This is a genomic window from Streptomyces sp. JNUCC 63, from assembly GCF_054366325.1.
Map to the genome: position 1 here is coordinate 6,821,759 of NZ_CM135963.1, position 23,323 is coordinate 6,845,081.

Sequence of the window (23,323 nt, forward strand, 5' to 3'; positions counted from 1 at the left end):
GTGCAGCCATATTGCCGGCGCTTCTAGGTACCCTGTCGCGCTTTCCGGCGGACCGATCCGGCGGCAACACGACCCAGCTCTCACCGGGCGCGATCAAGATGCGATGGCACAGCCTCGCGTCCGTCCGGATGGGGCAGGGCGCCGGCGGACCGGTAGGCGAGCCAAAACCCTCGGCCGGGACTCGAAATTGTGTTCGGGGATCGTCGCAAGGGCGAGAAGCGGGAACGATCCAGATCCGGATGTATCCGGCCTCTTGCCTGCCGTTTTCCCTCCCCGAGGCAGCCTGGCCTATCCCGTCATCGGCTCGGGCCGAGTCCCGTTGTCAGTGGTGGCCTCTACGGTTCCTTGTGGCCGGCGCGGAATGCCCATGCGCGGCTGTGCGGGCATGAGTGCCGATCGAGTGGGGCGTCCATTTTCGCTGTTGGCGGGAAATGCGGTCGTACTTGCTGGGGTAGTGAGAGGGCAGGATGTATGGAGTTGGACTACGACCGCCTGGTCGCCCTGCGGAAGCAGAGCGCTGCTTGGCGGCTGCTGAAGGCCGACAATGCGGCACTGATGTTGAGCTTCTTCAACAAGGTGTTCGTCGAGCAGGGAGCGCGCTCGATTGCCGGTGCGGAGCTTGTCGAACGTCTGGACGATGAGTTGTTCGCCCTCAATGACCGGCTCGGGCAGGGCACGTTTCCCAAGTCCGCGAAGGCGTATCTGGATGTCTGGTCGGCACCGGGGAACGGCTGGCTGCGCAAGTATTACCCGGCGGATTCGGACGAGCCGCACTACGACGCCACGGCCGCGGTCGAGAAGGCGATCGCGTGGGTCCGGTCGCTGGAAGAGCGTTCGTTCGTCGGTACGGAGTCGCGCCTGAATACGATCTTCGATCTGCTGCGGCAGATGACGTTCGGCACCGAAACGGACCCCGAGGCGCGACTGGCCGAGCTCTCCCGGCGACGGCATGAAATCGACCAGGAAATCGAGCGTGTTGAGGCCGGCGAGGTAGACGTTCTGGACAGCGCGGCGCTGCGGGACCGCTACCAGCAGGTGACAACGACGGCGCATGGGCTGCTGGCCGACTTCCGCGAGGTTGAGGCGAACTTCCGGGACTTGGACCGGGACCTGCGGAGCAAGATCGCCGCGTGGGACGGGGCCAAGGGCGAACTCCTGGATGAGGTGCTGAGCAGCCGCGAGAGCATCGCTGAGTCGGACCAGGGACGGACCTTCCAGGCGTTCTACGACTTCCTGCTCGCCCCGAGCCGTCAGGACGAACTCAAGACGCTGCTGGCCGAGGTTGAGGCCATGGAAGCCATCGACGAGCCTGACCCGCGCATGCGTCGCATGCCCCGGGACTGGCTGGAGGCCGCCGAACGCACCCAGGCCACGGTGCGGCAGCTGTCGGATCAGCTCCGCCGATTCCTGGACGACCAGGTGCGCTCGGAAGACCGCCGTGTCCTGGAACTGGTGCGCGCGATCGAGACGCAGGCCCTGGCCCTGCGCGACGTGCCGGGCGTGAATCTGGTCGCCGAGATCGATGCGGCAGCCCCGGCCATCGCCCTGCCGATGGAGCGGCCCTTGTATACGCCGGTGGTCAAGGCGCCGATCGACAGTACCGGCATCGAGGCGGGGGACGATGAGTTCACCGCCGACGCCTTGTTCGAGGCGGTGTATGTGGATCCCGCCCGGCTCACGGCCGCGGTGCACCACGCCCTGGGCTTGCGCACGCAGGTGTCCTTGGCCGAGACGCTGCGCGAGCACCCTCTGGAGCAGGGGCTTGCCGAACTGGTCGCCTACTTCGCGCTACCGGACGACGGGTTCACCACCGTGTTCGACGACGACCGCCAAGAAGAGATCACGTGGATCGGCGAGGACGACGTCCAGCAGGTCGCCACCGTGCCCGTGGTCACCTTTGCTCGCACCAGCCCCGGCATCGCCTGGGTATCCAGCCCGAAGGAGGGGCGATGACCACACCTGCCACCCCCACCCCGCAGCAGCCGTACACCCTCTCGCTGCCGGTCAACCAGCTACTCAAGGGCCCGGTCTTCCGCGACCAGCACGAGCGGGCCTGGGACGCGCTGCTGCACCACAGTGCCGGCGTGAAGGACTACGTCGACGTCATGGGGCTGCGCGTGGTGATCGACGAGATGGAGGGCTACGCCTTCCTCCAGTCGAAACCCGACGACGAGGACGATGACCGCGATCCCCGCATGGCGCCGCCGCGGCTGATGCCCCGCCGCTCGCTGTCCTACCCCGTCAGTCTGCTGGTCGTGCTGCTGCGCAAGAGGCTTGCCGAGTTCGACGCGGGCGCCGACGGCACCCGCCTGATGATCACCCGGGACGAGATCGTCGAGATGATCCGGATGTTTCTCCCGGCCGGCAGCAACGAGGCACGTCTGGTCGACCAGATCGACGGCCACATCAACAAGGTGGTGGACCTACAGTTCCTGCGCCGCGCTCGCGGGCAGGAGCAGCTGTTCGAGGTGCAGCGGATCATCAAAGCCTTCGTCGACGGGCAGTGGCTCGCCGACTTCGACACGAACCTGGCCCAGTACGCAGCCACCCACACCCCCCAGGAGAAGTAGCAATGATCCCCGCCCAGCCCGGCCCCGCCGACACGAGTGCCTCCACCGACCTGGCTGCGGCAGGCTTCCGACTGGAGCGTATGGAGGTCTACAACTGGGGCACGTTCGACAAGCACGTGTGGTCGTTCGGTCTCGGCGGCGCCAACGCCCTGCTGACCGGTGACATCGGTTCCGGCAAGTCCACCCTGGTGGATGCGATCACCACGCTGTTCATGCCCGCCCGCAAGATCGCCTACAACAAGGCAGCCGGTGCGGAGAGCGGCGAGCGCAGCCTGCGCTCCTACGTGCTGGGCCACTACAAGTCCGAACGCAACGAGACCACCGGGACGACCAAGCCAGTAGCGCTGCGAAAGCCGGGCAGCTACTCCGTCATCTTGGGCGTGTTCACGAACCCGGCGATGGCTGCGACCGTCACGCTGGGGCAGGTGTTCTGGCTGGCCGACGGGAACGCCACCAGCCCCGAGCGGCTGTTCCTCGTCGCCGACCGGACGCTGTCCGTCGCCGGGGACTTCGCCGACTTCGGCACCGAGGTGCGGGCGCTGAAGAAGCGTCTCGAAGCGGGCGATGTCCGCGTCCACAAGACGTTCCCGCCATACAGCAAGGATTTCCGGCGCCGGATGGGCATCGAGTCCGAACAGGCGCTGGAGCTCTTCCATCAGACGGTGTCGATGAAGTCGGTGGGCAGCCTGGACGAGTTCGTGCGCAGTCACATGCTCGAACCGTTCGATGCGGCGGCGATGACGGACAACATCGTGAGCCACTTCGACGCTCTGACTACTACCTACAACTCCGTTCAGCGGGCCCGTGCCCAGATCGAGGCCCTCACCCCGCTGCTTGAGGACTGCGACGCCTATGAGGGCCTGGCCGCACGCATCGAGGAGGCCGACGGCCAGCAGGCCGCCTTGCGGTACTTCATCGCCCAGCGCACGTCGGCGCTGCACGAAGCCCAGCGCGCCGAGGCGGAGCGGATGCTCGCCCGCCTGGAGGGCGAGAAGAAGACCGCGAAGGACGAGCTGGAGCGGCTGCGGGACCAGGAACGCCGGTGGGAACTGCAGCGTGAGGGCCTGGGCGGCGGGCGCCTGGGCGAACTGGAGCGCCAGATCGAGGAGACGGAGCAGCAGCGCGCCGCTCAGGAGAAGCGTGCCCGCCAGCACGCAACCCTGCTGGAGCAGGCAGAGCTTGCCCCGGTCACCGATCAGGCGCAGTTCACCGACCGCCTTGAGGAGGTCGCCCGGGCCCAGCACGACGTCGCCGGGACGACACAGGAGACGCGCACGGCCCTGGAGACGCTCGCAGTCGAGGCCGCACAGCTGAAGCAGCGGGCCGAGGACCTGAACGCAGACCTGATCAGTCTGCGCTCGCGCCGCAGCAACATCCCCCGCAAGCAGCTGGAGGTACGCGCTCGCCTGAGCCGCGAACTCGGCATCGAGGACAGTGCTCTGCCCTTCGCCGGCGAACTCATTCAGGTCCGAGACGAGGAACAGGCGTGGGCCGGAGCCGCCGAGCGGCTGCTGCGCGGCTTCGCCGTGTCCCTCCTGGTCCCCGGCGATCAGTACGCTCGCGTCTCCGACTGGATCAACGACCACCACCTGGGGACGAAGCTGGTCTACTTCCGCGTCCCGGAGAAGCTCCCGCCACGGCGCCTGCCCACCGGTGCGTCCATGGCGCTGTTCACCAAGCTCGAAGTGCGCGAGGACTCGCCGTTCGCTCCGTGGCTGGTCGGCGAGCTCGAACGCCGTGCCTCCCACGCCTGCGTGCCGACGATGGAGGACTTCCGGCACGCCGAACTAGCTATCACCGCACAGGGGTTGATCAAGGGGACGCGGGGCCGCCACGAGAAGAACGACACCACCCGCATCGACGACCGCAGCACGTATGTGCTCGGCTGGACGAACCAGGCGAAGATTGATGCCCTCCTGGATCAGGCGGGACGAGTCCATGGCGCCCAGCGCGAGATGGACGAGAAGAGACGCACGTTGGGGGCCGCCTACGAGGACGCCATCAGCCGTGACAAGGTCCTCGACCGGCTGACGGCGATGGTGGACTACAGCGAGATCGACTGGCCGTCCGCGGTACGGCGCATCACCGAGCTGACCGCGGAGAAGCAGCGCCTGCAAGCCGCCTCCAACGACCTGGACGAACTCACCCGCCGCCTCACCGAGACCGCAGACGAAATCGCCGAACAGGGAGCCGCCTACGAGAAGGCCAGCCAGAGCTGGGGACGGGTCGACGGCGAGCGCGACGCCGCTGAACGCGCCCGCGACGAGGCCCGCGCGGTACTCGACGAACCGGCCGCCGGCGCTGCACAGGCGCACTTTCCGGCCCTCGAACAGCGCTTGAACACCGCCCGCCTGGCGTGCCGGACCGCGCAGGAGTGCGCGCAGACGGAAACCCGGCTGCGCGAGGAGATGACGGCGCACAAGCACCGCTGGGCCAAGGAGCAGACCCGCCTCGCCCAGACGATCGCCGCCCAGATGAGCTCCTTCCGCACCACCTATCAGGTCGAGACCAGCGAACTCGACGCCTCGGTTGCCTCCGCCCCTGGCTACCGTGCCCTGCACCAGCAGCTCGTTGCCGACGACCTGCCGCGCTTCCAGGACCAGTTCCGCACCTACTTGAAGACCAACGTGATCCGCGAAATCGCCGGATTCCACGCGCAGTTGAACATCTGGGCCGACGAGATCGACGACCGCATCAACACCATCAACGAGTCGCTGGCCGGCATTGACTACAACCCGGGCCGCTACATCATGCTCAAGCCCGAGCAGACGCCCAACACCGAGATCCGCGAGTTCACCGCGGAACTGCGCGCCTGTACCGACGACGTCCTATCCGGCGACGACTCCGACCTGTACTCCGAGGAGAAGTTCCACCAGGTCCAGCACCTAATCGAACGCTTCAAGGGCCGCGAAGGCCACGCGGACAGCGACCGCGGCTGGACCAAGCGCGTCACCGACGTGCGGTACTGGTTCGTCTTCAGCGCCAGCGAACGACGCCGCGAGGACGACTCCGAGTACGAGGTGTACTCCGACTCCGGCGGCAAGTCCGGCGGACAGAAGGAGAAGCTCGCGTACACCATCCTGGCCGCCTCTCTCGCCTACCAGTTCAAGCTCGACACCACCCACAGCAGAAGCCGTACCTTCCGCTTCGTGGTCATCGACGAAGCCTTCGGGCGCGGCTCGGAGGAATCCGCCCGCTTCGCCCTGGACCTCTTCAAACGTCTGGGCCTGCAACTCCTTATCGTCACCCCACTGCAGAAGATCCACGTCATCGAGCCCTACGTGTCCGCCGTCGGCTTCGTCGACAACCCCAGCGGACACCATTCCCGCCTACGCACCCTGACCATCGCCCAATACCGCCAAGAACGCCTCGCCCACACCCTGGCCAGCCTGCAGCCCGCCGCCGGACAGGGAGACTGAGATGACGACGCATCAAAACCTCAACTGGACTACGCCGCAGGCCGTCCTCGAACGCCTCCGCAAACGCTGGAACACGGGTACCTACCTCACCCAACTCGCCAACGGGGCACCCTGGGAACCCGTCGAGATTCCCCTGCGCGGCCCGAAAGCCGGCGACATCACCCGCCACTACGACGACGTCCTCGCCTGGACCGAATCGTGGGCGCCCAGCGCACACCGGCACCTGCGCATCGAATACCGCCGGCTCGGCGGACGCCTGGCCGGCGTGAACTACATCCCCGACCGCGTCTGGGTCGACGACCGCGACGACCTCTGGCGCATACTCGGCGTCACCCCCACGGTCGCCCGCTACCAAGCCCTGCTGGCCTCCACCCAGGAAAGGCTGCCCGCTCTCATCGACTGGATGGTTGCCCACCCCATGCAGGTCCTCCAGCGGGAGGCCGACTGGCATCGCCTGGAGGGCACGATCCGCTGGATCACCGACTACCGTGGCCCAGCCGTCTACCTACGCCAGCTCGACGTACCTGGGGTGGACACCAAGTTCATCGAACGCCACCGCGCTATCCTGACCACCCTGCTCGAACAGTGCCTTCCCGACGACCGCATCGACGCCGAGGCCGCGCGCACTGACTTCGCCGCCCGCTTCCGTTTCCTGCGCAAGCCCGCCTACCTGCGATTTCGGCTGCTCGGCGGCGAGTCGCTGGGGGGCTTCAGCGAACTCATGATCCGCGCGGATGAGTTCACCGCGCCGCCGCCCGGCATCACGACCGTGTTCGTCATCGAGAACGAAACCACCTACCTCGCTTTCCCCGACCAGCCCCACAGCATCGTGATCCACGGCGGCGGCTACGCCGTCACCCAACTGTCCGCCCTGACCTGGCTGCACGATGTACGCCTTGTGTACTGGGGCGACCTGGACACTCACGGTTTCACCATCCTCGACCGGCTGCATCGGGCCTTCCCGCACACGCAGTCCATCCTGATGGACCGGAGCACTCTCTTGGAGCACCGCGGCCAATGGGTGAAGGAGGACGCCCCCACCCACCAGCCTCTCGGCACGCTCACCCCGGACGAAGCCGACGTCTACGCCAGCCTCGCGGACGGCGAGTTCGGCCCCAACGTGCGACTCGAACAAGAACGCGTGCGCTACCACCTGCTCGAAGTCGCCCTCAACGACCTGCGCCAAGGGCCGCGGTGACTAACCCTCGTGCCTGGCCGGCAGTCGGAGACCGGGAACTGCGGCGTCGCTGCCGTTCTGTCGCGCCCCGGGGTGCAGGCGCGGCGTCGGAGCCGAGCGGTTCGATCTGCAGACCAAATACCCAGAGCGGCATGGGCCCCACGACCGATGGGCTGCGCGGCAATCGCCGCTGGGACTACATGGGTTGAGGCAACCCCTTTTTCGGAACAGACGTTCGAAACGAATGATGCTCCGGCGGGGGGTCCTGCGTAGACGGGGGCCTGATACGACGACGCCCCGCCGGCTTGCTGCGGCGGGGCGTCGTCGTGCAGCCAGCGCGCTACGCGCGGCCGATGCGACCTCTCGATGCCTTTTCGGGAGCCATGGGCCCGGGCTGACCGGGGCGCAGTGGTGCTGACTAGCCGGGTGCCGATTCGCTGCGCCAGGTGCTTGGTGGGCGCCAGCCCGGGGCGGTGCAGGCATCGGACCGTGGCGCATCGAGCACACACCTGGGCACCAACTTCTCCGCCGTGCTGCCGACTACTGACCGGGTGCCCGCGCGGCGGGGCCCTCCAGCCAGTGCCTGATGCGCCGGGACCACTCCTGAATCTCGAACGCAGCCCGCGACCGTTCGTCTCCGTACTGGTCCAGCACGGCGAAGCTCGCGTCAACCACACTCAGGGCGTCGTCGTGACGTCCTTCGTCGCCGAGCAGGACGGCGAAATTGATCAGGCTCATGGCGTGGTCCGTCCAGACGCGCCGCGCCTCCTCCGGAGGCAGGGCACCGTAGATCTGGGTAGCCTCGGCGACGGCCGTCCGAGCCTCGCCCTGCCGTCCCAGGTCGCCCAGGCGGCTGCCCAGGTTCGTGAGACTCCTCGCCAGATCGCCCCCAACCGCCGGCTCACCCAGCTCGGCCCTTCTGCGCCCGATGAGAACAGCCTCCTCGATAGCCTGGAGTGCCTCACGGTACCGACCTGCCTCCGCCAAGCGGTTGGACTGGTTGTTCAGGGTCATGGCGTGGCCCGCGCCGAAGAAGCCGAAGTCCCGGCGACTCAGCTCCCGGTACAGCGTCTCCGCTTCTGCGACCGCGTCGAGACTCTCCCGCGCCCGGCCGGCTTCGCCCAGTCGCACGGAAAGATTACTGAGGGCCTCGGCGAGACCAGACGAGAAGGGGACGGGGGCGGAGTTACCCCCTACCGACAGCAGCTCTCGGTACACCTCCACGCTCTCCAGGGCCGCAGCGAGCGACTCCTCCCGCTGCCCCACGGAGGCCAGTTGGTTCGAGAACGTCAGGAGAAGACGGGCGAATTCCAGCCCGTAGGTGCCGATGTCCCGCCCCGCCAGATCCCGAACCCGCCGGACGTCCTCAGCGACGACCTCCTCCGACGCTCGGTCGGCCGTCGGGCCTCCGGACGCAAGGGCGAACGCCTCGGCCAGGGTAGCGGCGGAGGGTCTGCGGGCGGGGTCACGCTCCAAGCAACGCCAAAGAGTCCGCAGGAGCACCGGGCCGATCCTGGGGTTGGTCAGGGGACCATGTCGCGAGTTGTCGTCCCTGGGGTCGCTCCACCGTCCCGAGAGGAAGGCCAGCAGCAGCGCACCGACGGCGTACACATCGCTCTGCGGCGTGAGCGACCGCTCGTCGTCGTCCGCCTCCAGGTAGGTGTCGCTGAGGGGCAGCACGTCGCGGTGAGCACTGTCGACTCCGTCGATCGTCGCGGTCGCCCAACCGACCAGCCGGACGTCGCGGTCGGTCACGAGAACGGCCAGGGGTGAGAGCGAGCCGTGCACGAGCCCCCGAGAGTGGGCGAAGGCAACGGCCTCCGTCAGGCCCAGCCCGATCCGCAAGAAAAGCTCCTCCGGGACCATTCCCCCGTGTTCGTCGAGGACGGCGCGCAGGTTCGGTGCGGGCGGTGAGGACGGGGCGTCTGTGCGGCCGTGGACGCAGCTCGCCGCGACCCACGGCAGCTCCCCTGTGGTGGGCGCCGCCACACCGAGGAGTGCGGGGGCATGCGTGCCCTGCATCCGCGTCAGGCACTCGGCTTCCGTCCGGACGAGGTCCCGCGCGGTTCCCGGGTCGCGGGTATGCAGCATGACCGGCGCCCGGACCGTGGCGACGGTGCCGTCATCGTCCTCGGCCAGGTACATCGTCAGGTGAGGCCACCCGTGGGCACTGCGTGCACGGAGCCGGAATCGACCGAGCCGTACCGGGTCCTCCGGCAGGAGCTCCACCCAGCCGGCTGGCAGGGTCTCGCCCGGCGCGTCGTCGTACGCCTCATCAGTCCCGGCGGCTGCGGAGTCCCGGGGCTCGGTGGAATCCCCGGTCTCGCCCTCGGGGACACGGGTTTTCGGCATGGGCGCCACTGGCCTTGCGTCGGCGGACGGGATGCCGAGCCGCGATAGTGCCTGCTCCCGTAGCCAGCCGAAGGAGCGCCCGGTGTCGTCGATGACGGCCGCGCCGTCCGGGTGCCCGACCCACGCCGGGAAGACCGGGGCGCGGCCGACGGCGGCCTCAATGCGCTGCGTCACAGCCTCGGCGGTGCGGAGCAATTCCCTAGGGGAGACGGCGCTGAGGAGAACGCGCCGGGCGCCGTCTGTGAAGTCGTACCGCCGGTGGTGCGGCAGCCGGTCCGCACCGTCGGCGTCGAGCTCGTGCATCAAGCCCCCTAGGAACACCTCCATGAGGTGTCCGATGTCTGTCGGCGGCCCGAGGGCGGCCTGCACCAGGCGCATCACGGGCGGCGTGACGGGGGCGACGGCCGCCACGTGGGCCGCGAGCCGATACGCCTCGGCGGACGCGGCCTCCCTGAAGCGGAGTACCGCTTCGGCGGCGTCGCCGTCCCGGGCGTCGGCGACGGTCCGGCTGGAGCCGGGACGGCCGGCGTCCCACAGCGGGAGGAGCGCTGTGCCGCCGGGTGAGGCGACGAGCCACGCCCAGTCGGCGACGGCCGCAGGGGTCGGCGCGAGGACCGGGACGGGTACGGAGTCGAAGCGGACCAGGTCCGGCGGCAGGTCAGGGTCGGTGACGTGCCAGGCGCGGGTGGGGCCGCCGCGGCGATGGGTGGTGACCTGCCAGCGCCGTGCGCCGATGCCGGTGCTCGCCCAGAGCCGGGACGGCAGTGCCTGGACGATCGCGATGGGACCGCAACGTCCCCAGCGGTCCGTCACCCGGCGCATCCCGCCGTCCCGCCAGGCTTCGCCCACACCGTCGCTGACGACCAGGACGAGGGTGTTGCCGGTTAGGTCGCACAGGACCTTCGGCGATAAGAGCCGGCCGCGGTGGCGGTAGGGGGTGGTCCGCAGAGACGGAGTGTCGCTGCGCGTGTCGAGTCCGTACACACGCACGTCTCGGAAGGCCCCAGCACGTTCCATCAGTGCCCGGACGTCGGCGGCGAGCCGCTGCCAGAGGACCATGGAGACGCCGTCGTCAACCACGAGGGCCAGGGACAGCCAGCGGGTGCGCACCGCACGGGCGACGGTCTCGGGCACGCCCGTCTCAGCGATGGCAGCGACGGTTCGTGTGACGTCGAGTTCCTGCTGGCGCCGGTCGGGGAAGCGCTGCCGCAGCGGCCGGAGGGACTTGCCGAGCCGGAGCTGCCCGGCGCCGAGGATGCTGCTGTCCGGGGCGCGGACTGCGAACGCCGGTGACAGGCCCGCGAGCGCTGGCGCGTCTTCGGTGGGACTGGCCTGCGCCGAGGCCAGAAGCGGGCGCGCGGACCGCTTCTTCGTGGACTCCGCAGCGGTCGGCTCTGGTGCGGGCTCCGCGGCCTCCGGCGCCGCCACCGTCGACCCCTCGTGGTGGGGCTCGCCGTGCCGCTCCGAGCTCGCAGCGGCCACGCCGATGGAGCGCACCAGGGGCCCGGAGTCCCGAGGCAGCTTCCCGGCGAGCCACATGGCGTCCAGGAGTTCCTCCAGAGAGAGCTCCACCCCGCTCTCGGCCAGGACCTTCGTCACGCGCGAGATCACGGCGTCACACGGCTCCGCCGAGACGGTGCAGGACGCCCTGGAGGAGGGAAGCCGCGTCGAGGTTCACGCCACCCTTGCGGAGGAAGACTGCGTTCAGCAGCTGATCGGTGGCCAGTTCGCCCTCGGCACGGCGTTCGAGGAACTCCCGCAGCAGGTCGTCGGTGTCGTCCAGGGCGTCGGGACCGAGGTGCGCGGCGACGATCTCCCGAAGCCGCCGCTCGTTGGGCTCGGGGAGATCGAGGCGAACGCAGCGCCGCAGGAAGGCGGGCGGGAATTCCCGTTCGCCGTTACTGGTGATGACTACAACCGGGAACTCACGGCAGCGGACGCGGCCGCGCGTGACCGGGGCGGTCTCATCCAGGTCGTCGGTTCGAACGTGTACCGGTGCGTGGCTCGCGGGCAGCCGGGTGAGTTCGGAGATGGCGAACTCACCCTCCTCGAAGACGGTCAGCAGGTCGTTGGGTAGATCGACGTCACCCTTGTCCAGCTCGTCGATGAGCAGCACGCGGGGGCGCTCCCGGGGCACAAGCGCGTTGCCCAAAGGGCCGAGCCGGATGTACTGGCCGATGTCCGGTTCGGTGCCGTCCGCGTCGCGCCGCAGGGTCGCCTCGCGCAGCCGGCCGACGGCGTCATAGAGGTAAAGGGCATCCTGAAGAGTTGAGCGGCTGTTCACCGGCCACTGCAGGACACGGCCGAGCGCGAGTTCGTGAGCGATGGCGTGGGCCAACGAGGACTTGCCCGTGCCGGGCTGCCCGGTCACCAGGAGGGGTCGGCGCAGGTGGAGTGCCGCGTTCACCACCTCCACCTCGTCGGGGCCGATGAGGTAGGGCCGCGGGTACGGAACCCTGTCACCGGTCACGGTCTCCTGCCGGTCGAACCGGCGCCACGGGGGTGCAGCGGGGAACGGTACCTCACGGCGCTCGCCGTCTCCGCGGAACAGCCACCAGTCGTCGCCTCCGCCGTCGGAGGATGAAAGCCGAGGGCTTGTACCGGCCAGGGGCTCTGAGGTGGTCATGACGCGTGCGATCCTCTCCAAGGGTCACTCAGTTGAAGCGACTCAGTCTGCGGGAGACGACCTTCCGGTTCCCACACGAGGGAGGGCCGTGCCCGCCGCTCCGCCGGGCAAGCCGCCGAGTCGCTCCGGAAGCCCCGGACCCGCTCGGGAAGTCCCTCCAGGTCGCCGGCGGGAGCCAGGATCTCCAGTCTCCCTGCGTCCTCGTAGCCAATGGCCTCACGGTCCCACAGCACGACCGGGACGCCCAGGACGAGACATTTCAGCAACCAGGACCGACGCTCGTTGGCGGGGCCGTGGAGAACCACCCGCGCGGTATCACGATGCTCAGTCTTCAGCAGATTCACGAGCTGCCTGGCGTCGCCGGACGTCCGGCCGGTGACGAGCACCGACGCGCGTCCGTTCTTCCACCGGCGCTCCTGGTCGCCTTCGCGTTCCGGCCTCTGGTCACTGAGTTCCGGGCAGCTCAGGGAGACGCGGTATTCCGCTCCGATCGGCCACGCCGGAAGAATGTCGTCGAGCGCTCCGGGCTCCCATTCGTCGACGGCCAAGTCGAGCCCCGCCCGGTCGACCACGACGGTCACCCACGGCACATGGTCGCCTTGCCCCGGCTCCTGGGCCGCGGCGAAGACCGCCTCGCTCAGGGTGCTCGCCGCCTCCCGCGGGGTCTTGGGCTCCGACTCCGCCTCCTTGAGCACGCGGTACGAACCGTCGTCGCGGACGAGCAGAATCCGGACCCGGTACCGGTCGTCTCCCGCGGCGGGGTCGTGTGCCAACTCCATCACGACCCGCGACACCGGCGACGCTGCGCGCTTCGCCCACTGGGCGGCGTCCGCACGCCGCTCGGCCAAGGCCCCGGCGTGGATACCGAGCCGCCGGGCGGTCTTCCCCGACCACGCGCGCAGGTCGTCGCCCAGCCCGTCGCCCGCGGCCGCCGCCACGTACTCGACGAGCCGCAGTAGCGCCGGCACCGGCGGGGCATCCTCGGGACCGCTCACACCGTCGGACAGATCCTCCAAGCCCTCGACCACGCCGCAGACATCGTCCGCGCTGAGCTGCGGACGGGTGAGGATCTCCGGAAGTACGACGTACCGCAGCGCCTCACCGGCTGTTCGGGGCAGCAGCGCCGGCTGCTTCTCGCAGAGCCGGCGCAGCAGGCCGATCAGGGCGTCGTACTCGTTCACGGAGAGCAGCGACCCGCAGTCGAGTCCCCTGGCCCACGAGAACAGACGAGTCAGCGCGGTGCGGGCCGTCCCCTGCGCGCTGCTCGCGAGGGCTTCGCCGAGAGACGCGAGCGCTCGGGGATGGGCCATGAGGAGCGCCACGAGGTCGGCAGCAGTGGGCTCATACCCCTGGGCCTCGTAGCCCAGTTCGCGCGCCAGGGCCCGGGCGTGGTCGACACGGACGCCGGGGTGCGAGAACAACGGCGCAAGCAGCGTCTCCAGTTCGCGCTCAGCGGGCGTGCGCTCGGCGGCGGGCCCGGCCTCGGGCAGGGACGCGCCGATCGCACTCAGCTCGGGAGACCGACCGGTTTGCTCCTCGACGTGGGACACGAAGCCGCCGTCCCCGGCGAAGGAGGACACCGGCAGGGCGATCAGCCGACGGGCTCCGTAGGCGTGGTCCTCCTCGGTCACGACGCCGACGAGGTGGCCGCCGCAGAAGATCGCCGTGCCCGAGGCCCCGCCCCAGGCGTTCCCGCCGTCGGTACGGGCGGTGGGGGCCGGTCCCTGGTCGAGGACGTAGCGGTCCTTGCCTCCAGAGAGGACCGGCAGCACACCGCGCAGGTGCTCCGGGGCCCGGGTCTCCCCTTTGGCGGCCCAGGGATAGCCGAGGCCCTCGTACGGCAACGGCGCGGTGCCCGCTGGGCAACCCCAGCGGACGGAGCCGGGCGGATCGATCTTGCGGTCGATGCGCAGCAGTGCGACGTCCAGCCCGTCCGGGTGGGCCCAGAGCAGCTCCGCGTCCGCGCGCGTCGTCTCGCCGTCGAGGTGGTGGCCTACGCGTACGGTGATGACCGGCCACAGCGTTCCCGTGTCGCGGTCCTCCAGCACATGGCGGGCGGTCAGTACGAGCCGCGGGGCGATCAGATAGCCGGAGCCGACGGTGAGGCGCCCCTCACCGGTGCCCCCGCTGCGGATCAGAGCCAGTCTGCGGCGATCCACGTCACTCCTCGTCCAGCGACCCGAACTCGTCGTCGCCGATCTCGGGGCGCGCGCCTCCGAGGGCCCGGTCCTTGACCGACAGCTTCAGCACCAGCTTGTGGGTACGGACGGTGGTTTGCTCGCCCCCCGCGCCGACGACAACTACGCCGAAGGAAAGCTTGCCGTCCCCTTTGGCGGACTTACGCAGCTCCAGCTGCAGCTCCAGCTCGGCCTCCTCGACGCCGAAGGCGAACTGCTGGTTGATGCCAAGCTGCTGCGCCTCGTACAGCTCTTGGCGCAGCTCCTCGATGGCTGCGGCCAGTCCGATAGTCGACACCTTCGCCCCGCCCCCGGTTCAAGACAATGAGAAAAACAGTAGGTCGCCGGTACGGTACAACGCTCGCGAGACACCACAAACCTCGGTCATGGACAATGACTCGGTGGAAGGAACCGTCCACCGCATGCCACCGCGCGAGAAGAAGTCCACCGAGCAGGAGGAAACTTGAGCGCCTCCACCCCCGAGGAGATCCAGGCGATCCTCTGGAAGGCAGCCGACAAGCTGCGCGGCTCCGTCGACTCCGCCCAGTACAAGGAGTTCATACTCGGGCTGATCTTCCTAAAGTTCGTCTCCGACGCGTTCGACGAGCACCGGAACAAGCTCGCCAAGGAGCTTGCCGAGGACGGCCTCTCGGACGACCGAATCGGCGTCTTCCTGGAGGACCGCGACGAGTACACCGGCGCCCACGTCTTCTGGGTACCGGAGACCGCCCGTTGGCCCTGGATCGCCGCGAACGCTAAGAGGCAGGGTGTGGGCAAGCTCCTCGACGAGGCGATGGACACGGTCATGCGGGAGAACGCCTCTCTGGCGGGCGTTCTCCCCAAGGTCTTCAACCGCGATGACGCCAGCCAACAGCGCGTGGCCGAACTCTTCGACCTCATCACCGACGCGCGCTTCGGCAGCACCGAGGACAAGCCGGCCCAGGTCGTGCTGAGCGACGTGTACGAGTACTTCCTCAACAACTTCGCGCGCGCGGAGGGCAAGAAGGGTGGCGAGTTCTACACCCCTCAATCAGTGGTCCGGCTGATCGTGGAGATTCTGGAGCCGTACAACGGGCGCGTGTACGACCCGGCGTGCGGCACAGGCGGCATGCTCGTCCAGGCGAGCAAGTTCATCGAGGCACACGGGGGCCGCGGCCACAAGGCCGACATCGCGGTCTACGGCCAAGAGGTCAACGAGCGCACCTGGCGCCTGGCCAAGATGAACCTCGCCATCCACGGCATCGACGCCAACCTGGCCGCCCGTTGGGGCGATACCTTGGCCGACGACAAGCACCCGGACCTCAAGGCCGACTTCGTGATGGCCAACCCGCCGTTCAACATGAGGGACTGGGCGCGGGACGAGAGCGACGTCCGTTGGCAGTACGGGGTTCCTCCGAGGAACAACGCCAACTTCGCGTGGCTCCAGCACGCCGTCTCGAAACTGTCCGACCGCGGGACGGCCGCCGTCGTCCTCGCCAACGGCTCACACTCCTCGCCCAGAGTCGAGGCTGAGATCCGCCAGGCGATGGTGGAAGCTGACCTGGTCGCCTGCATGGTTGCATTGCCGCCCCAACTCTTCCGGACGACCCAGATCCCGGCCTGCCTGTGGTTCCTGACCAAAGACAAGTCCCCCCAGGGCGCGAAACGCCTGGACGACCGGCGCGGCACAACCCTTTTCATCGACGCCCGCGGAATGGGCGAGATGGTTGACCGGACCGAGCGGAATCTGACAGAAGCCGACCTCGCAAAAATCGCTGGCACCTACCACGCCTGGCGAGGCACGGCATCAGCGCAGGAAGCAAACCTGGCCTACCAAGACGAGTCCGGCTTCTGCTTCTCGGCGGATGTGGCGACTGTGCGCGAGCATGAGTACGCGCTGGCCCCGGCACGTTATGTCGGCGTGGGCCTGCCAGCCGCCGTGGAGCCGCAAGCGGTCCCGCGGAGCGGTCCCGCGGCCCTGATGAAGGACCTGTACGCAATCTTCGACTGAGAACCGCCAGCGAGAGCCCCGGCTGGGCGGGGTGCCTGAGGCGCGTAAAGCGAGAACGCTGGGCACACGCCGTCTGGCCCCACACGCTCGTCACGACTGCACTACGCCACCTGGGACGGCCGCGCCCCTCTACGGTGCTGTCCTGCCCACGACGGCACCGTGGAACCTGTCATTGGTCGGGACCCGGAACATAGGCACGAGCACAGGCTGCCGCCGACAGGGCCGTTGGATAAACGCGGCCGTGCGCGCATCGGCCCGCGAAGGGAGGGGAAGCGCGCACGGTAGCGGACCGTATGGCGCACCTTGACGGGGTCATGGTGCGCTTCAGCCCCGTCAAGGGCGCTCGGGGAAGCCGGGGAAGTTCTCGACCTCGGTTGTGGTGGTGAGCGCACCGCCGACGAAGATGGCGCTGCCGAAGAGGAGCGGCTTGAACTCTGGCGCGGGCGGTGTAGAGGGCGGCGGTGAATCCGGCGCGGCCGGAGTCGATGACGATGACCTCGCGTATGCCGGTGTCGGTCACTGAGGTCACGCGACGACGTGACCCCCCACAACGAGGAGCGGTGGGATTGCGCGGGTACCACCGCTCCTCTGCCCATATCTGGCAACCTTGCAGGTCGCTGAACTATCTGGGAGGGGACCCCGCTGTGACCGAAGTGCTGCCTAGCTTCGACAACGCCGGCGACGACGACGCCGACGCCGACGCCGACCGCGAAGCTGTCGAACAGGAGCGGGCCAAACTGCGGGAGTTTGTCGCAGGGCTGAGCGCGGACGACATCAAGTCGGGCGGCTGGTTTACGAAACTCTGCACCCAGGCGCTGCGGTCGTACGCCGAGAAGGCCACCTGGGAGTATTTCCAGCAGAAGTACAAGGGCGTGCCCGCGGACGGCATAGTCGGGCAGCAGATCAAGCTCGCGGTAAAGAACGCCATGATTGAAGGCGGGATCACCTCCAGCCTTTACAACGGGACGATCGCTGCCACCATCGGGTCGTTGGGTGGCGCCAGCCCTGCCACTGTTCCGGCCGGTGTCTTCACCTTTATGGTTGACCTGACGTACATTACCCAGCTGCAGATGCGCCTGGCCTACGACATCGCGGTGATCTACCGGATTCCCCTGGACGTGGACGATCCCGAAGACACGATGAAACTCGTCCGGGTGGCACTCGGTATAAAGGCCGGAGAAGCCGCCCGCGTCAGCCTGAAGTTCGTACCCGGCCTGGTCCGGCAAGTCCTCAAGAAGTACTACTCCGGTGCGGTCCTTGCCGCCGCGAAAAGCCTTCCGTTCGTCGGGAAACACCTCCTGCAACGCAATATCATCAAGTTCGGCATCCCCGGCGTTGGCATCCCCTTGACCATCCTCGTGAACCGCTACACGACCTTGGCCGCAGGACGCTATGCCAAATCCGTGTTTCGTGACGAGGCAGAGGTAATTGAACTCGCCGACACTTTGATCCGACGTACGCAGCACCCGAGGCTGATGCTGTGGGTCGCGTGGCTCGTCATCAACGCGGACGGCGAGATCACTGACGCCGAGCGCCTGCTGTTCCAGCGGCTGACGCGGCTTGCCTGGGAACGGCATCAGGTCGATGACGAGCAACTCGCCAACGTCGTCAACATTGACCCGGGCGAGGTATGGCACCGCATCGATGCCGAGCCTGGGGATCTCAGTGACGTTGTCTACGCCGCCGAACGGGTCGCCGCCGTTGACGGGGATCTCAACACACACGAGAGGGCGGTCATCGCCGAGCTACGGGATCGCTGCCAGCGACGCTAAACCCGTGGTGCGCAGACCCCACACGAAGGCCGAGGTCTGCCAAACGGCGGGGTCGCTGCCGGGGCGGCACCACCGGTTGCCCGGAGCGGCTGGCATCGCGCGAGGTGGATACCGCGGTGACGGCCGCCCTCGCGTTGACGTCCTGGTCCCGGCTATGCCGGGAGCCAGCCGGAGTTCATGCGCACCTAGCCCGATCCAAACGATCACGCGCATAAAGCGGATGGCGTCTGAAGTCAGAAAGCCAGGATGTTCATTCGCCTGCCGGGTGAGTCGACGGACGTCCATCCTGGGGGCATGACGCAGTTCGCGCCTACCCGGCGCCACAGAGCACACAGAGGATCACGACACTCGCGCGACGCGACATCTTCGACTACCTGTGCGGTGAGGGCGGCCCCTGGTGGGGAATGCTCGACGAGGTCGACTTTTTGGGATCCCTGTACGACCTCGACAGGCTGGCGTCGACGGACTCCCGGTTCACGGCGGCACCTGAAGACATTTTCCAGTACCGGATCAACAACCCACTCGACTGGTCTGACGACTGGGTCTTCGAATACCCCCAGTTTCAACTCCTCGATGGCCCTGACGAGGTTCTGCTCGCCTTCCTAGCGCGGTTCGTGCATCCCGAGGTGCAGCCCGACGTTGACCACTCATCCCAAGGGGTCGCGAAGCTGAACCGCCTCCTCGGGCCGGGCGGCTGGACCCTCCGCCCTTCAAGTTCATATCGGGGCGGCCGGTCTACGGATCAGCCCCCACACCGGACACCGGCCCGCTAGTCTCACTGCCGCTCGATGACGACGACACCGGCAAACTCGACCTCGTCCTCGGCCAGAACTACAGCCTCCTCGACCGCGACGGCGAGGAAGTCGCCCGAGACCTGCTCCGCCGGACTGTACTGACGCTGCGCCGCGACGGCGGCTTCTACCACCCCATTCCCGGTGACGGATGGACGGACGCCACGTCCGAGGCAGTCCTCACCGTGCCTTCTGTCCTCCTGCCTGCATTCACGGAGGCCGTCATCAACGCGGTCTGGCAACGACTGGAAGCCGTACTCACCCGTCTCCAGCACGAAGACGTCCAGTCCCTCGTGGTCGAAGGCGACATGGGGCCGCTGCCGGCCGTCTCACCGGACTGGAGGAACCAGACGGCCGAGCCCGATCTCCCTGTCCTGTCGCCTGGTTCAGTGGCCCGTCAACAGGAATGTGACGTATTTCCGGACACCGAGGTTGCGTCGGGTCTCCGTCCGTGCGGTGCTGAGTTCGCCCTTCACTCTCGCTCGTTCCGCCTCGGCGCCGCTCAGCTGCTTCTGGCGTTGCAACAGGTCAGCACGCCTGCGCTGGGTCTCCATAGCGCGCTGCTGTCGGTCGGCCGTGAGCCGCTGCCGTTCGTCGGTGATCTGCTTTTGGAGGACGTCCCTGTCCTGCTGGGCCTTGCTCTCCGCCTGCTTTACCTCCTGGTCGTACTGCGCCCGCAGCGTGGCGATCTCTGCGCGGATCCTCGTCAGGGCGGGCCCGGGCAGCTTGGCGGGTGCGGAGGCCCTGGCCCGTTGCTCCAGGGACCGCCGCCATGCGTCGAGGGCACTCGCCCGCGCTTCGCCCACGCCGGACACGCGGACGTGGTGGCCGCCTGGGCGGACGAAGTAGGCGACACGGCTCCCGGAACCCTGGCTCTGGGAGTAGGACACCCCCGTGAAGTCGGCCGCCGTGCGGATACCGGCCTGCACCAGAGCCCCGACCGTCTTGGCGCCCATGTTCGGCAGTGACCGCGCTTCCTGGATCGAGGTGGCGCGCAGCTTCGCCTCGACGTGCTGGCGCACCGCGGGTTCCAGCGCGGCGGCGATCATGCTCTGCTCTCTGGCGGGCAGTTCCGCCTTGCGCTTGCCGGACTGGTCGGTGCGGCGGTTCAGGTCCATAGTGATGCGGGCCAGTCCGTCGCGCAGGTCGGTCTGGAGGGTCTGGATGCGCTTGTCGGTGGCCGCGCCGTCCTTGGCCGTGGCGGCGTCCAGCTTCTGGATCTCCTGCTCCAGCCGCCGGTGGGCGCCGGCCGGATCCTTGAGTTCGCGGGCCCGGCGACGTAGTCCCCGGACCCGTTGGCGGGCGGTGCGGTACTCCGGCCTGAGCCGCCGGCCTACGCCGATCATGGCGGCCGAGGCGAGTAGGGCGGCCCCCTGCGCGGCAGGCAGGTAGCCCTCCGGCTGTCCGACAGTGACCGCGAGCACGGCGGGGGCGGCGGTGCTCAGTACGGCGGTGGCCGCGGCCGCCAGGTCGCGAGGGCGGCGCCCGGTGAAGCCGGCGGAGGCGGGGGCCGGCGCGCTAGTCGGCACCGCTCTGGCGGGGGCGGACGCCACGCGATCCACCAGCCAGGCTGGGATGCCACCGGAAGGTGCATTTGCCGGGGCGGCGGCACCCGTCGTACCGCTGGTCGCCGTCGGAGCCGCGGCGCCGCCCTTTCGCTTGCGGGGTGGGGCGGGGAGCGTGAGGGCGGCGGCGGTCAGGCGGGGCAGCCCGGAGCAGGGTTGCCCGAGGAAGCCCTGGACGCGGGCGGCCTCCGTGCGGACGCGTTGGTCGGAGTGGCCGAGGAGCAGGGGCCAGGCCAGGGAGGTCGCCGGGTCCTTGAAGTCGGGCTCGGAGAGGATCAGGTACTCGCCCTGGGTGTCGTGGAGCTGGGTCCACAGGCCGGGGTCGGTGGCGACGGCGATTAGGGAGAGGTGGATGAGCCAGGCCGAGAAGCGGTCCATGGTCGGCCCGAAGTCGGCGGCGCTGCGCTGCGGCGACTGGTAGTTGCGGTGGCCGTTCTCCGTCGCCGCCTCGCCCTTGAGGGCGGGGACGTACATGCCGTCGTAGTCGACGAGCCGGAGGGTGTTGTCGTCCGCCACGAGGATGTTGCCGTGCTGCAGGTCGCCGTGGGCGATGCCGTGGTCCTCCAGGTCGCCCGCCAGCGCGAGGAAGCGGTCGGCTAGGGCGAGGACGGCAGCCGAGTCGTGGCGGTGGCGGTCGATCCATGACATGAGGTCGGTGCCCTGCACCCACGCCATCCGCACCACCGGGAACCAGTCGCCGAGAGCCAGCACGCCCTGCTCCAAGAACTCGAAGCGCATAGGCCACGGCTGGGAGAGGCCACTGGTGTCGAGGGCGCGCAGGGCAGCGCTGATCGCGGTGTAACGGACGCCGATGGCGGAGGTGTCTCGGGTGAAGCACTTGAGCGCGTAGCGCTGCCCGTCCCGCGTGGTGACGGAGAAGACGCTGGCGAAGTTGCCAGAGATCGCCTTGGGTCCGAGGACGGGGCTCTGCTGGACGGTTCCCTGCTGGAGATCGGGATCGCGGAAGCAGAGTTCGGGGTGCTGCAGGGCCTCCGCGTAGTTCGCGCCCGTGGGGAACTTCCGGACCGCACCGGTTCCGGTGGCTTGGCGACCGCCGCGGGACACAGCCATCACGCCTCCGTTCTCACCCGGATCCGGATCAGGGTCACGTCGTCGTTGCGCATGAGCCCGCGCGCCCGCTGGTCCTCCACCCACTCCGTGAAGGGCTCATCGCCCACCTCGGCAAGCGTGGCCAGCACGGTGCCCGGTGCCCGGTGCCCGTGGTGCGGGGACAGCAGCCAGGCCGCGAGCGCGTCGCTGGCCAGCAGCACCTCGTCGCCCGGCGCCAGGGTGCCGTGGGCGAGCCGCAGCCGCTGGGCCACCAGGGCCGTGTCGTGGTTACGGCTGCCGAGGAGCTGGGGGGTGATGCCGAAGCCCTCGACGTCCTCGACGGGGAAGGCCCGCCGGACGACACCGTCCCGCAGGTGGAACAGGCAGCTGTCGCCCAGGGCGAAGGCGTGCCAGGACCAATCGGCCGTACCGTCACCGGACACGGTGGCTCGGACCTCCGCCCCCAGGACGGTCGCGAACGCGCCCTTCTCCAGGCCGGGTTGTTCGTACCAGGTGATGGGCCGGCCACGGGCGTCGCGCTCCGCCCGGTACCACTCGAGGTACGCCTCCCAGCGAGGCGCGGACCGTTCCATGAGGTCGACGACGAACGTGTCCACGTCGTCCCACCAGTCGCGGCCGAGGGACATCGACTCGACGGCGTCCGCGACGAGACGCTCTGCCCAGGCGCCCGCGAGCAGGCTTTCCGAGGCGCCGTCGGACACCGCCGCGTACAGTGGGAGGACGGTACGGCCCTGGTCGTCGGCCCGTGCGTCCCCGACCCAGGACCGCCCGGCGTCCTCGCACTCCTTGAGCGTGTTGCCCGCCTTGGGCACCCGCAGCAGCTGGCATTCCGGCAGGGCCGAAACGTCCTCCATGGTCAGCGCAGCTCCGTCTCGGTGGTCAGCGCAGCTCGGTGGCGCGGGTGCCGATGTCCAGGAACTCCACGATGGAGGTGATGTCCGCGTTGTAGACGAAGCCCCGGGTGGTCTCGCTGATGCGGTGCCCCTGCGAGGCCGCGTAGGAGCGCATGTGGCTGGGCAGCACGCTGGACATCTGGAACAGCAGCCGGGCGTACGTGTCCGGCAGCCCCTCCTCGCTGTCCGGGAAGGTGACCGGTGTGCCGCCGCTGCCGGACACGTGGAGGTTGAACAGGAGGACCGCGCCATCCGCGGTGGCGTGCGAGGCCAGCGCGATGGCGGCGCTGGTGGGGTCGCCATCGGTGGACTCGCCGTCGGTGAGGTTGAGCACGATCGGCGGGAAGCCGCTCGGGTGGGCCTCGACCCAGTTCGCGACGAGGCTGTCAGCGTAGCCGAGGGCGCGTGTCATGGGCGTGCCGCCGTTGGTCACCGGGTCCATCCAGACCGGGAACTGCACCGAGGTCTCGACCAGGCCGCCGGCGCCGTCCGGCACCTTCTTGGTACGGCTCTCCACCCGCGCCGGGTTGTTGGCGACCTCGCTCAGCGGAACGAGGTCGCGCCCGGCCAGCGCCCCCTGGAACGCGGAGCCCACGTGATTGTGTCCGTACCCGATCACGGCCACGTGGAAGTAGTCCCGTACGCCTTCCTCTTTGGCACACTTGACGGACAGTTCGGTCAGCAGCCGGTTGATCGCGTCGGAGACGACCTCGGCCCTCTGCTGCGCGACCTCACCGGCGCCCATGGGATCGCTCATGGAGGCGGACTGGTCCACGAGGAAGATGAAGCAACCCGGATTGGTTCGGCTGATCTCTGCGGTGTACGGCACTGCGCCCCCCTTGCTGTGAAGGGGATCACCATATCGAATGACCAGTGCTTTCACACTGCCTTCACAGTCTTGGTGCCGAAGGTGATCGACA

Annotated in this window: 15 protein-coding genes and 1 pseudogene; 7 read left to right on the forward strand and 9 right to left on the reverse strand. The window is 68.7% G+C overall.

What is annotated here, in order from left to right; translation table 11 throughout:
* The first annotated feature begins 471 nt into the window (after positions 1-471).
* The 4 genes from ACX25U_RS31520 to ACX25U_RS31535 are packed head-to-tail and all read left to right on the forward strand — an operon-like array spanning position 472 to position 7,187.
* A complete protein-coding gene (locus tag ACX25U_RS31520) occupies positions 472-1,953 on the forward strand; it encodes a DUF3375 domain-containing protein (RefSeq protein ID WP_454385073.1) in 1,482 nt (493 codons plus the stop codon).
* A complete protein-coding gene (locus tag ACX25U_RS31525) occupies positions 1,950-2,570 on the forward strand; it encodes a DUF4194 domain-containing protein (RefSeq protein WP_454385074.1) in 621 nt (206 codons plus the stop codon). The genes ACX25U_RS31520 and ACX25U_RS31525 overlap by 4 nt, the downstream gene beginning before the upstream one ends.
* Positions 2,571-2,572: 2 nt before the next feature.
* A complete protein-coding gene (locus ACX25U_RS31530) occupies positions 2,573-5,989 on the forward strand; it encodes an ATP-binding protein (protein ID WP_454385076.1) in 3,417 nt (1,138 codons plus the stop codon).
* A gap of 1 nt (position 5,990) precedes the next feature.
* Positions 5,991-7,187, forward strand: coding sequence for a Wadjet anti-phage system protein JetD domain-containing protein (locus ACX25U_RS31535; RefSeq protein ID WP_454385078.1), 1,197 nt, complete (start codon positions 5,991-5,993; stop codon positions 7,185-7,187).
* A 519-nt stretch (positions 7,188-7,706) separates the two neighbouring features.
* Here the strand turns inward: ACX25U_RS31535 and ACX25U_RS31540 are convergent.
* From ACX25U_RS31540 to ACX25U_RS31555, 4 genes are read right to left on the reverse strand one after another with little or no spacing between them, the layout of a single operon-like run.
* Positions 7,707-11,117, reverse strand: coding sequence for an SAV_2336 N-terminal domain-related protein (locus ACX25U_RS31540; RefSeq protein ID WP_454385079.1), 3,411 nt, complete (start codon positions 11,115-11,117; stop codon positions 7,707-7,709).
* Between the two features lie 16 nt (positions 11,118-11,133).
* Positions 11,134-12,144 (reverse strand): AAA family ATPase, encoded by a 1,011-nt coding sequence (locus ACX25U_RS31545; RefSeq protein ID WP_100572677.1) that lies wholly within the window; start codon positions 12,142-12,144, stop codon positions 11,134-11,136.
* Positions 12,141-14,303, reverse strand: coding sequence for a VMAP-C domain-containing protein (locus ACX25U_RS31550; protein WP_454385081.1), 2,163 nt, complete (start codon positions 14,301-14,303; stop codon positions 12,141-12,143). The genes ACX25U_RS31545 and ACX25U_RS31550 overlap by 4 nt, the downstream gene beginning before the upstream one ends.
* Position 14,304: 1 nt before the next feature.
* On the reverse strand, positions 14,305-14,619 hold the full coding sequence (locus ACX25U_RS31555; RefSeq protein ID WP_100572675.1) for a trypco2 family protein: 315 nt from the start codon (positions 14,617-14,619) through the stop codon (positions 14,305-14,307).
* A gap of 165 nt (positions 14,620-14,784) precedes the next feature.
* Here ACX25U_RS31555 and ACX25U_RS31560 point away from each other — a divergent pair, with 165 nt between their 5' ends.
* On the forward strand, positions 14,785-16,311 hold the full coding sequence (locus ACX25U_RS31560; protein WP_234375911.1) for a class I SAM-dependent DNA methyltransferase: 1,527 nt from the start codon (positions 14,785-14,787) through the stop codon (positions 16,309-16,311).
* Between the two features lie 342 nt (positions 16,312-16,653).
* Here ACX25U_RS31560 and ACX25U_RS31565 read toward each other — a convergent pair.
* Positions 16,654-16,831: pseudogene (locus ACX25U_RS31565) on the reverse strand (thioredoxin-disulfide reductase); the annotation flags it as partial.
* A gap of 124 nt (positions 16,832-16,955) precedes the next feature.
* Between ACX25U_RS31565 and ACX25U_RS31570 the strand changes: the two are divergent.
* Complete coding sequence (locus ACX25U_RS31570; protein ID WP_454385083.1) at positions 16,956-18,083, forward strand: hypothetical protein; 1,128 nt, start codon at positions 16,956-16,958, stop codon at positions 18,081-18,083.
* 374 nt (positions 18,084-18,457) lie between these two features.
* On the forward strand, positions 18,458-18,856 hold the full coding sequence (locus tag ACX25U_RS31575) for an AbiJ-related protein (protein WP_454394600.1): 399 nt from the start codon (positions 18,458-18,460) through the stop codon (positions 18,854-18,856).
* 2 nt (positions 18,857-18,858) lie between these two features.
* Here ACX25U_RS31575 and ACX25U_RS31580 read toward each other — a convergent pair whose 3' ends face one another.
* The 4 genes from ACX25U_RS31580 to ACX25U_RS31595 all read right to left on the reverse strand — a co-directional run bounded on the left by ACX25U_RS31580 (position 18,859) and on the right by ACX25U_RS31595 (position 23,232).
* Positions 18,859-19,149: a hypothetical protein gene (locus ACX25U_RS31580; protein ID WP_234375909.1), complete on the reverse strand. Its 291-nt coding sequence runs from the start codon at positions 19,147-19,149 to the stop codon at positions 18,859-18,861.
* Positions 19,150-19,260: 111 nt separating this feature from the next.
* Positions 19,261-21,510 carry a hypothetical protein gene (locus tag ACX25U_RS31585; protein ID WP_454385084.1) on the reverse strand — a complete coding sequence of 750 codons (2,250 nt, stop codon included), beginning with the start codon at positions 21,508-21,510 and terminating at the stop codon, positions 19,261-19,263.
* On the reverse strand, positions 21,510-22,364 hold the full coding sequence (locus ACX25U_RS31590) for a hypothetical protein (protein ID WP_100572673.1): 855 nt from the start codon (positions 22,362-22,364) through the stop codon (positions 21,510-21,512). Before ACX25U_RS31590 ends, ACX25U_RS31585 begins: the two co-directional genes overlap by 1 nt.
* Before the next feature lie 25 nt (positions 22,365-22,389).
* Positions 22,390-23,232, reverse strand: coding sequence for a vWA domain-containing protein (locus tag ACX25U_RS31595; RefSeq protein WP_100572672.1), 843 nt, complete (start codon positions 23,230-23,232; stop codon positions 22,390-22,392).
* Between the last annotated feature and the right edge of the window lie 91 nt (positions 23,233-23,323).